Origin of the sequence: Paraburkholderia sp. BR14374 (assembly GCF_040948685.1) — a bacterium.
In the GTDB taxonomy this organism is placed as follows: Bacteria; Pseudomonadota; Gammaproteobacteria; order Burkholderiales; family Burkholderiaceae; genus Paraburkholderia; species Paraburkholderia youngii.
Genome location: NZ_JBFPKF010000050.1, coordinates 1 through 9817, shown reverse-complemented (window position 1 = coordinate 9817; position 9817 = coordinate 1). Strand labels below are relative to the sequence as shown.

The 9817-nt window shown below is 55.5% G+C and carries 6 protein-coding genes and 8 pseudogenes; 4 read left to right on the top strand and 10 right to left on the bottom strand.

The window, feature by feature from the left end; genetic code table 11:
• The 3 genes and pseudogenes from AB3X86_RS37015 to AB3X86_RS37005 all read right to left on the bottom strand — a co-directional run.
• Nucleotides 1–81: pseudogene (locus tag AB3X86_RS37015) on the bottom strand (IS5/IS1182 family transposase); the annotation flags it as partial.
• A gap of 32 nt (nucleotides 82–113) precedes the next feature.
• Entirely contained in the window at nucleotides 114–1034 is a 921-nt protein-coding gene (locus AB3X86_RS37010; protein WP_368599761.1) for a class I SAM-dependent methyltransferase, read from the bottom strand.
• Nucleotides 1031–2383, bottom strand: coding sequence for an STM4012 family radical SAM protein (locus tag AB3X86_RS37005; RefSeq protein ID WP_368599760.1), 1353 nt, complete (start codon nucleotides 2381–2383; stop codon nucleotides 1031–1033). The genes AB3X86_RS37010 and AB3X86_RS37005 overlap by 4 nt, the downstream gene beginning before the upstream one ends.
• Nucleotides 2384–2434: 51 nt before the next feature.
• Between AB3X86_RS37005 and AB3X86_RS37000 the strand changes: the two are divergent.
• Nucleotides 2435–2705: pseudogene (locus AB3X86_RS37000) on the top strand (IS630 family transposase); the annotation flags it as partial.
• 93 nt (nucleotides 2706–2798) lie between these two features.
• Here AB3X86_RS37000 and AB3X86_RS36995 read toward each other — a convergent pair.
• The 5 genes and pseudogenes from AB3X86_RS36995 to AB3X86_RS36975 all read right to left on the bottom strand — a co-directional run.
• Nucleotides 2799–3134: pseudogene (locus AB3X86_RS36995) on the bottom strand (hypothetical protein); the annotation flags it as partial.
• Nucleotides 3135–3307: 173 nt separating this feature from the next.
• Nucleotides 3308–3511: pseudogene (locus AB3X86_RS36990) on the bottom strand (transposase); the annotation flags it as partial.
• 950 nt (nucleotides 3512–4461) lie between these two features.
• Nucleotides 4462–4789 (bottom strand): annotated as a pseudogene (locus tag AB3X86_RS36985) (DDE-type integrase/transposase/recombinase).
• Complete coding sequence (locus tag AB3X86_RS36980; RefSeq protein ID WP_368599759.1) at nucleotides 4782–5498, bottom strand: transposase; 717 nt, start codon at nucleotides 5496–5498, stop codon at nucleotides 4782–4784. Before AB3X86_RS36980 ends, AB3X86_RS36985 begins: the two are co-directional and overlap by 8 nt.
• 12 nt (nucleotides 5499–5510) lie before the next feature.
• Nucleotides 5511–5669: a hypothetical protein gene (locus tag AB3X86_RS36975; RefSeq protein WP_368599758.1), complete on the bottom strand. Its 159-nt coding sequence runs from the start codon at nucleotides 5667–5669 to the stop codon at nucleotides 5511–5513.
• A 173-nt stretch (nucleotides 5670–5842) separates the two neighbouring features.
• Here AB3X86_RS36975 and AB3X86_RS36970 point away from each other — a divergent pair.
• From AB3X86_RS36970 to AB3X86_RS36960, 3 genes and pseudogenes are all read left to right on the top strand, one after another.
• Nucleotides 5843–6116 (top strand): annotated as a pseudogene (locus tag AB3X86_RS36970) (DDE-type integrase/transposase/recombinase); the annotation flags it as partial.
• A gap of 215 nt (nucleotides 6117–6331) precedes the next feature.
• Entirely contained in the window at nucleotides 6332–7438 is a 1107-nt protein-coding gene (locus tag AB3X86_RS36965) for an adenosine deaminase (protein WP_368599757.1), read from the top strand.
• Nucleotides 7439–7549: 111 nt separating this feature from the next.
• Nucleotides 7550–7946 (top strand): annotated as a pseudogene (locus AB3X86_RS36960) (non-canonical purine NTP pyrophosphatase).
• Here AB3X86_RS36960 and AB3X86_RS36955 read toward each other — a convergent pair.
• Nucleotides 7912–8397, bottom strand: a pseudogene (locus AB3X86_RS36955) (IS66 family transposase zinc-finger binding domain-containing protein); the annotation flags it as partial. The pseudogenes AB3X86_RS36960 and AB3X86_RS36955 overlap by 35 nt on opposite strands.
• Before the next feature lie 90 nt (nucleotides 8398–8487).
• Nucleotides 8488–8742: an IS66 family insertion sequence element accessory protein TnpB gene (gene tnpB / locus AB3X86_RS36950; protein ID WP_368599756.1), complete on the bottom strand. Its 255-nt coding sequence runs from the start codon at nucleotides 8740–8742 to the stop codon at nucleotides 8488–8490.
• Between the last annotated feature and the right edge of the window lie 1075 nt (nucleotides 8743–9817).

The following is a 9817-nucleotide window of genomic DNA, read 5'->3' as shown; positions in this document are numbered from 1 at the left end:
GTTCATCAAGGTCAGGTACGGAGCGGCGAAGTACCACTCTTCATCCGATACATCCGTTGGGTAAGGCCTGCGTTTTTTCATTCCGCCAGGATACCAGGTCCGACATAAAGTGCCTAACACCCTCTAGAGTTCCGCAACGAAATTGGTGACGTAAAATACTCGTATTTACCCGTCAAAATGCCCTGTGTGAATTGGAGTCCGTATTTCCCAAAAATCCAGTCTTCAACCACATAGTTGCCCGTCAGCTCCATAGGAGACGTCATGTTCCACCCTAGCATTTCAATCCGATTGACATGTCTCGGACGAACACCCATCGACTTGACTGCGGTAGCATCGGCTCCAAGGGGTATGCTGTCGAACAAGATTAAAGGAAGATTGTCGCTGTTCGAAAGATCGACCTTCGTCAACGTGAACCGCTCGACCGAGTTTGCTTTTCTCGAGAGAAACTTCTCAACGGCATGCACATGCGTCGGAATACCCGGATGGCAATCCCACTTGGCGTAGAAATCGGAACGAAGAATCTGCCAGTCCGCATATTGCGAGTCGAGATCGCCTCGGTCAAACGAATTGGCATGTCGGCACTCGTGCGGAACTGGGTAGCGAGGAATTCCAATAATCGATGTGAAGTTGTGAAATCCGCCCGGCTTAGTCCGTTGCCTCATTTCCCGAAGCAAGGGAATCCACACGTCTTTCGTCACGAAATGTAACGACGAGTGCGCCATAACTAGATCATAATTTTCATCCGGTACGAAATCCTCAATCCGTTCCTCGATCACATCGATGTTCAATGAATAACGGTCAGCAATAGAACGAAGTTTCTTCACGGCGTTCGAGGAAAGTTCCAAGGCGGTCACCTTGTGTCCCCTGAGGGCAAGAAAGAGCGCATTTCTGCCTTCGCCACAGCCGATGTCTACAACAGTCGAGTTTCGTGGTAGAAACTGTTCCATTTCAAATACCTCAACACTCGGTCCGCCCATCGTCCAAACTTTCGCGTCCGAATAACCTTTCTCCCAAAATTGCTCACTGTTGTTCATCGTGGAACATACCTTTCTTCCAGGGTTTTCACATGGCTCGAGAAAAGATGGTGCGCAACCAAATTACTGTATTTGTGCCCCTTCCTGGTCAATCGAATCTTGTCATTGGACGGTGGCTCGATGCACCCCTCAGCCTCAAGTGCATCAATTACGTCCAAAAAATCAGAATCCAGACTCCGGCCAAACTGTGATGAATAGTATGCCCCAGAAAGCTGGTTCAGCGTAAGGCTGAGGATGAAATATCTCAAGCGCTCTTCGTAAGCATCAAGAACAATCCCGTACCTCACCATGCTGTGTTCGGTGATTTCGAGGCTCAAATAATCTTGAATGGCCTTGCCGACCTCATTGAGGTCGACCGCGTAGTCGAAGCTGTAGTGGTATTTTCCGTTGTAGCTTCTTGCGCCTGCTCCAATTCCGATCATCGGAACGCCGAGAAAGTCGGAAGTCTCTTGGGCGTACGCGCTGCTGTTTTCTGGCAGACGGGTGAACCTAGTGAAGGACTCTTGTCGGTATCCATTCATTTGCATGAACTCGACATTGCTATCGTAGATCGCATACGTGGTCTGGTCGTCGATGTATCGCTCCGGATGCAATCGCTGCTGCTTATAAATCGCTGTGAGAGGTCGGCTAATTGCAGGATACAGCGAGATAGTAAGTGGACCTGATGAAACGATGTGGCGGAGCGAATTTTGCCAGCTCTCGTAGGTCTGACCTGAAAGGCCGTAGATCAGATCCAGATTGAAATTTTCGAAACGCTTTCGGATATTTTCTACCGCGGAAATTGTTGTCGAAACTGGGTATGGGCGACCGCTGGCCTTCAGTTCAGCGGAATCCATGGTTTGGATACCCATACTGATTCGGTTCACGCCTTGGCTTTTCAAGAAATCGAGGAGTTCTTCGGACATCGAGTCGGGAGAACCTTCGACACATAGCTCAGCAGAGGACGCAATATTCGGGAATCCATGTTGAATCGATGAAAAAACCTGTCCGAATTGTTTTTCGTTTAGAATAGTCGCAGTTCCGCCACCAAAATACACAGATGCAACTGTCTTTCTTCCCGTGTATTTCGCATAAAATTTGATTTGTTCACATATTTTATCAACATAATTTTGTATTATGTCCTCTGTACCCTGGGTAGTTAGAAATAACGTACAATAAGTACATCTGTATCTGCAAAATGGTATATGAATATATATTGAAGCTGGCCCGCGGTCACCGGTGTGCCATATTTCCGCAATGCCGATATTATGTAGACTTTTATACGACCTTTTCGAAGGATAACTATATACATACGACTTTAAGTGATTGTTCCTTATAGAATGTCGAATTGAATCCGCGATTTGCTGCATGCTTTTCTCCTAGTCCATTGAACCAATGAAATTGCACTTATCTAATAGTGCATGGGCAAAATGAATCTGAGTGAAACCGAGCGCGAAGAGCTCATGTCGATGCAGCGCAGCCGCACGATGGCGGTTGGCCAGGTAAGGCGTGCGCGGTTGATCTTGCTGCTCTTCGAAGGGGCCGCGCGGGCGGCGATCATGGCCGAATTGCTGCGATTCGCGATTCATCACAACGTGGCAAGCGCGTTTCATCAGTGAGCGCCTGGCTCGCCTTTACGGCAGACATCCAGGCCGGGCGCCGCGACCTGACCTCGCGGGGTTTGAAGCGAGAGATCGACAGATGCATCTTGCGCCACGGCGTGCGCGCGGCCTTCTGAGCGAACTTTTCCTCGTACCACTGGCTCGCCCGCCCAAAGCTCAATCCCGTGCTGTCGACCATGAGACTGATCGTCTCGCCACGCGCGAGACGTCGGGCCAGCTGTTCGCAACGCTGCGTGACGCTCACCTCCACTGAAGCGAACCGTTCGCCCAGCTGACTGGCGCTGGGCACCAGGATGTCCAGCCCGCGAGTCTCCCAATAGTCGTCCATATAGCCCGTGATCTGCCCCATCCCCCAGCCGAACAGCCGGTAGAAGGAAAAGATCAGCTCGATGTACGCCGTGGTGTAGGTCGGCTCACGCCCCGACACGCCCGGCGTACGGATCTTTGCGTTGATAAGCTGCGCTTTCAGATCGCCGCCCGGCACATACAGGCTGATCATGCCGCGCTTTCTCAGGCTCTGGTTATACGCCCGCGCGTTCGTCACCCGGTACCCCGGTTTCTTGCGCTTGCGCGGTTCACCCGTCTTTAGTCTGGCTTTATATGGCATTATTCAAGCTGGCTTCATGATGTTGCGCTTCTACACAACCCGCACCATCTTTGCAATACCCCCATCCGGACAAAGCCCATGTACACCGTATGCCATCGGCCGAACGCCTTCGGCAAATCGCGCCACGGGCAGCCTGTCCGGCCGATCCACAGGACAGCTTCGACAAACCAACGATTGTCGGTCGCCGTTCGCCCTGGATCGCCTTCCTTGCCCGGCAAGACGGATTCGATTCGTGCCCATACTTCATCGCTCAATAACGTTCGAATCATCTTGGCCTGCTTGCGCAAAAGACAAAATGTAAACACATCTTCCCGTTCATGAAAATCAACACGCTCCACTTTGGCAACGGCGCGGGGGGCAGCCACGGCTGCAGCGGCTGAGGTCACCGTCATCGACAGTAGCAACACAAACGAGGCGATTGATACTAAAAATTTTTTCATTAGAAGGCGCGGGCAACCCCGGCCTTCATGTCGGGGAGGGATAGCTCTCCGTGCACAGCACGGCCTTCTCCCGCCTCTTCTTTCGATAAAGCTATCATTGTGTAGCCCTAACCATTGCTACGTTGAACGAGCTGGCCGTAGCGATGTGCAATGCCTTGCACTACGCTGCCTGCTGCCGCACCCACTAATTTCTCTCTTGTTCTTTTGAAATTTGAGTGGGTGGCACGCCTTGCGCGGTAGCGGAAGCTCGACTCTTCGGCGTGGATTACCCACCCCTAACCCCGCCCCAAGGCGTGGAAGTCCTTGCCGCCGGACGAGCTCGGGAGCTGGGCGCCGCAAGGCTTTGCCTGGCCCGAGCCGTCAAGCGTGCGACTGGATTTGACCGCATCAAGGGTGCGGTCCGCCGGGGTTACGCCCGCCCTTGACCCGGCCAAATCCACCCACTCGAAATTCAAAAGACGCTTCTCTCTTGACTATCACTTTTTGTGCCAAGTGTGCGTGAGGTGGCAAATCCCACGTCAGTTCGGTATTCCAGCGAGTCTTCCGATGCGGTCGCTTCAATGTTCTCAATGTTCTCAATGTCGCAATTGCGACAAATGCGACAGATCATCGCATGGCTGGACGCCTACACTGTCGCGAAGTCGCGCGACCATGGGCAGGCTGTCTCGGATTTACAGTGGCAGGGGGACGATGTCCTTGTCGCAAGGTACAGGGCACCAGCTCGGGTTCTGTCGCAGTAAGAGCGAAAGGTCGGCCAAGACCGATATGGCATGGATTCCTTATACAGTCAGCGAATAGAACTGCTGTGCGGCAGTCTGCACCAACGCCGCAATCGTTCAATTGCCCCTTGACGATCATGTGCATGATTTCGATGCCACCCAGGAGAATGCGGGCGCAACGAAATTTCTTGGACCCGAGCATCGGGCGGGTCCGGCGCTTGATCGCGCGGTGGTCCTGCTCGACGATGTTATTCAGATACTTCGGCTGACGAATCCTGATCGCCGTCTCGCGCCCGGCGTTGATAGCCTCAAGCGCAGCGAAATTCGCCCACTCCTGGGCTTTGTCCGGATGGGTACGAGTTCCCGTGCTATGGACGCGACTATGCATTTTTGACGCAAACCGGTTTGCCGAAGGCGTTCCACCGGTTCAGGAGGTTGGCGATGGTAACGCCTTCGCCTTCCTTCGACGCAAGCACCTGCGTCAGCAGGCGCTCGCCGATGCAGCGCTTGATGCGCGAGATCTGTGCCCCGACCAGCGAACGCACACCGTAGCCGTATTTCTTGTGAAATACATAGATGCCTTTGTCCTCGATGTATCGGACGATCTGGTCATGCCGGCGGGTTCGCTCCTCGCCGTGTACGATCGCGTGAGCTGGCGGTGGGATGACGGGCGTCACGCCCGCGCCTGAAAGCGCTTCGGTACGCTGGACGCTGTAGTACGCGCCATCGGCAATCACCCGATCCATCGGCACATCAGCTGGCAGCACGGCGTCCATTCCTTCGCTGTCCGATACTTCTGTAGTGGTGACGCGGATCGCGTGTACGTTCATGTCAGCGTCGATCGACAGATGCATCTTGCGCCACGGTGTGCGCGCGGCCTTCTGAGCGAACTTTTCCTCGTACCACTGGCTCGCCCGCCCAAAGCTCAATCCCGTGCTGTCGACGATGAGACTGATCGTCTCGCCACGCGCGAGACGTCGGGCCAGCTGTTCGCAACGCTGCGTGACGCTCACCTCCAGTGAAGCGAACCGTTCGCCCAGCTGACTGGCGCTGGGCACCAGGATGTCTAGCCCGCGAGTCTCCCAGTAGTCGTCCATATAGCCCGTGATCTACCGCATCCCCCAGCCGAACAGCCGGTAGAAGGAAAAGATCAGCTCGATGTACGCCGTGGTGTAGGTCGGCTCACGCCCCGACACGCTCGGCGTACGGATCTTTGCGTTGATAAGCTGCGCTTTCAGATCGCCGCCCGGCACATACGGCCTGATCATGCCGCGCTTTCTCAGGCTCTGGTTATATGCCCGCGCGTTCGTCACCCGGTACCCCGGTTTCTTGCGCTTGCGCGGTTCACCCGTCTTTAGTCTGGCTTTATATTCAAGCTGGCTTCATGATGTTGCGCTTCTACACAACCCGCACCATCTTTGCAATACCCCCATCCGGACAAAGCCGATCGAATCTGGCTGCCTTTCAGGCGATCAACGCCCGGCGGGAGGTGCCGATCAGGGTCCGCCAGAAAAAGTATCTGAATAACATCATCGAACAGGATCATTGGGCGATCAAGCGCCGGACCCGACCGATGCTTGGGTTCGAGAAATTTCGTTGTGCCAGCATCCTCCTGGGCGGCATCGAAGTTATGCACATGATCGTCAAGGGGCAATTGAACGATGGCGGCGTTGGTGCAAACTCCCGCACAGCAGTTCTATTTGCTGGCTGGATAAGGAATCCATATCATATCGGACTTCGCCGACCTCTCGCTCTTACTGCGACAGAACCACTTGAGCTGTTCCGTGGGCAATTCGATCTGCGCCGAACAGTTCTACGGCAGACCGGACGTTCTTAACGCGTCTCTGCGGAGGAGGCGTTACTATATGGGAACGCGCTAGAACGCACAGAAACGAGTAGGACTCTCGATAAGTAGATACAGGAACTACGAATGGATCAACGGCAGATTGACCTACCTGGGATGCTTGGCGATGCCCGCGACGCCAGGGAAGCGCACGAATACGGAAAGGACGCGGACGTGCATAGCCGGGGGGAACTCCATATGCACATGAACGGCGCGATTCCAACGTCGACGATTCGAGAGATCCTGGCAGACGAAGCGACCGTGTTACCAGCCGGATTCGAGTTTGAGCGAGACCTAGTTCGAGCGACACCCTGCCAGTCGCTGGCCGAATACCTAACGCCATGGCAAGCTCTGCAGCTCTTTCCAAGGAAGCGCGAGAATCTCGATCGCCTCACCCTTGCAGTTGTCGCGGGCCTAGCGGAAAACAACGTGCGCTTCGTCGAGCTCCGAAGCAGCGTTCTGTACCTTGCACAGCTTCAGAAATGTTCGCCAGCACAGGCGCTCGAGCGCCTTATCGAATCGACCAGGGTGGCTGCACTGCGCCACGGTATCCGGCGCGGCCTGATTCTCACGGTGACGCGTGGCGACTACAGCGCGGTCAACCTATCCACCCTCCTGCAGGCCTACCAGGACCTTGGTGAGCCGAAGGACGTGATTGGGCTCGATCTTGCTGGCGATGAAGAAACGGCATATCCGAAAGAGTTGCCCTCGCTCTTTCGGGAGGCCAAAGACAGGTTCGATCTCGGGATCACGATCCACGCCGGTGAAACAGGCCGTGTTGAGAACGTCCGGTCTGCCGTAGAACTGTTCGGCGCAGATCGAATTGGCCACGGAACAGCGGCTGGCAAAGATCCAGATGTGCTGGAGCTTCTTTCCGCGAGGGATATCTGCGTCGAGGTGTGTCCGATCAGCAATCGGCTTACTGGCGCAGTTCCTGCGAACGAGGCTCACCCGCTTCAACAGTTCCGGCGATATGGCGTGCCATTTGTCATTTGCTCGGATAACCCCGCAATCCACCGGCGCGGCCTTGCGGATGACCAAGCCGCCGCGATGGCCGAAGGCCTGTCGATCGGTGACATGCGACAGCAGTACGAAGTAGCCAAACGCTACTCATTCATGAAGGATCTAAAATCCGATTTATGTCGGGCAACAAGCACAAGATCACCGAAGTGCAGCGGATCCTTGCCCCCGTAGGCGTGGACATCGTGCCGGTGTCGAGGAAAATCGAGGAGCTCCAGACAGAAGACGTCGAGAGTTTGGTGCGGGACAAGGCTGACCAAGGCGTTCCGGTCCATCGGTCGCCTGTTGTTCGTCGAACATACAGGCTTGTACTTGAGCGGCCTCAATGGACTTCCCGCAGGTTTGACGCAGATATTCTGGGACAGGCTACAAGCGGATCGCTTCGCCGACCTCGTTACAGGGCTTGGCGACGCCAAGGTGACTGCCAAAACGATCCTTGGGTACTGCGACGGGCGCGAGATCCATATAATCGAAGGTGCGATCAACGGAACCGTACCTCGCAAACCTGCCGGTCACTCACTTCCAATGGGACTGTGTCTTCGTTCCGGATGGCAGCACACAGACGTTTGCGGAGATGGGGGCCGCCAAGGGCGACATCTCCATGCGCCGCAAAGCACTGGATCTGTTTGCCGCCCACCTCAAATCTGCTTTGCGCGCGCGTTCTGGCGAACCGTCCACTTGACCTGGACGTGCAGCTGTTCACTGATATCCTCGCCGATGCGATGCATCGGATTGCCACAGCACCGGCAGCCTCGCTGGTCTTCCGGCAGATCGTAATCGACGCGTTCGCGCTTCAGGTACGCCGGCAACGGCTTGCGTCCGACCCCGCTCCGCTCAGGCTGGCCGACCAGTGGCAAACCGGTGTCGGGCAGTGCGGGCCCCGCATCCGCGTCGTCTTCGTCGCCGGGCTCACTGGCGAGCTGCTCCGCCTCGTCGAATACCCGATCCTGGCGTTTCTCGCTCTTCGGTGCGTAGCGCTCGGATTGCAGCAGACGGACCTGCTCCTCAAACTGTTCGATCCGCTGGCTCAGCTCGCCGATGCGCTTCGTGTCGCCGGCCACGCGTTCTTCGAGATCGTGTATGTAGCCCTGGACGGCATGGGGTACGCGCTTGAGGTCGGGTGCATTCGTCATGCGCTCCAGGATAGCGGAGCGCGGCGCGCTACAGATTTACGTCAATCCGTAAAAGGCGCCTGTCGCGTTGCTGACCTGCAAAGTGCCGGGCTAACCGGCGTGCTCGTAATGACGGACAGGATGACGGCGAAGCGCGTCGATATCGATGCCGTCCAACAGCCAGTGCAGCTGCTGCGTTGTCAGCTCGATCACTTCCTCATTGCGTCGCGGCCACACGATACGGTCTTCCTCGAGCCGGCGTAGCAACAGCCAGAAGCCAGTGCGCTCGTACAGCAGGAGCTTGATCCTGTCACATTTACGATTGCGGAACGCGGACGGCGCCGGCAAGCGGATATAAGTCTGCAACCCGCACCTCGCTTCAACTTCAGATCAAGATCGACCTGGCAAACCGGGCGGTGTCCATATAAGGCCGTGTGAAAACGCAGGCTCAACGCGGAGTTCGAAAAAGGCGACCATCCAGATGGCGCCGTGTTGGCTTGGCGGTGCGTTGGGAAGGGTAAAGGCGACACCCGAAGACCAAGTACTTTTACGTTTTCACACGGCCTCGACCCATAGGCGTCGGCCGCGTCTTCACATTTAAGAATCCGCCATGACAGTACAACCCATTACATCGCTCAATCTGTGCGCTGCAACTCTCACGCTCGCCCTGCAAATGCAGGCGAGCTACCACAAAACCCTGAAACGAAATTGCGATCTGGGGTTACAGCGTATTAGGCGCGACATTGCAGCAGTGCAAGCCATTTGCGATGTTGCTGTGGCTGCGCGTGACTGCACCGAACTAGCAGCGTCATCGGGACTGGCTCGTGCTTCAAGACAACTTCGATCTGATCATGTCACGCGACTATGTAGCAACCACCAGGGATCTTTGGCAGCAAGGGCTGTGGAGTCTGGCCCCCGACACCAAAACGACCTGACTCGTCGGCGCGGACCATTCACGTCAGGGCGCTCTGTCGAGTGGCCGTGCATATAACGCATCCGGAGTGCTCACAATCATTCAGCAACGAGTTACTCATGAAGAGGAGGCGCGGCGCCCCAACTCCGTTGCGTGTGCGCAGCCAAGAGTCCAAATTCGTGTTTAGTGATTGCGCGTTGCGGGCGTTTGCCGAACTTGACGCAGTAGATGTTCTGGCAAATGGCGCCGACATAACTCCGCACTGGATCCACACGAAGATGGCACGCGAGAATTAGGACAAGGAGGACAAGGTACTAGGCACGAATCTCGACTCCTCGTCAATATAACCAAGCGTTCTTGCGGACGCAATCCCGTTAATTGCTAGTTTTATTTGTAGCTACAGGTTTGGTGCTCTTCGACGCCTCCGCGCCGACCTCAAGGTTACTTTTTGCGACTTCAACTTCTTGCCGACCAGCACTCCGTAGGCTTTCGCATAGAGAATCGGCAGCCGAAATCGCGGAATTCAAA